1 protein-coding gene is annotated in these 488 nt (G+C 74.6%); it reads left to right on the top strand.

Annotated elements, in window-relative coordinates:
* Positions 1–488 (top strand): amidase family protein (locus tag AX737_RS28250; protein ID WP_245293516.1); only part of this gene is annotated, 488 nt, incomplete at both ends.

Raw genomic sequence — 488 nt, 5'->3', positions numbered from 1 at the left:
CGCCCGCATGCCGGCGGCCGAGCGCGAGGGCGCCGACGGCGCCGTGCTCGCCGCCTACGACCGGGCCCTCGACACGCTGGCGAGCCTCGGCGCGGAGATCGCCGAGATCCACCTGCCCTTCCGCTTCGCCGAGATCTTCGACTTGAGCGCGATCACCAACGCCGAGGCCTACGTCACCAACGGCGCGCTCGCCGAGGACCCGGCGAGCCCGCTCGGCGACGCGGTGCGGGCGCGGATCCTGGCCGGCGCGAAGCTCACGGCGCAGGACTACCTCGCGACGATCCGGCGGCGCGAGGCGCTGAAGCGGGCCTTTGCCGAGGCCCTGGAGGGCTTCGACGCCGTGCTGACGCCGACCACCGAGACGGCGGCGATCCCGCTCGACAGCGTGGACGAGGACCACCTGCCCTCGCGCTTCTGCCGCTTCGGCAACCTGCTCGACCTCTGCGGGCTCGCCCTGCCGAGTGGGTTCACGGCGGGCGGCCTGCCAC

This window comes from Methylobacterium sp. CCH5-D2, from assembly GCF_001556475.1.
In the GTDB taxonomy this organism is placed as follows: Bacteria; Pseudomonadota; Alphaproteobacteria; order Rhizobiales; family Beijerinckiaceae; genus Methylobacterium; species Methylobacterium hispanicum.
This window is presented reverse-complemented; position numbering and strand designations above follow the sequence as displayed.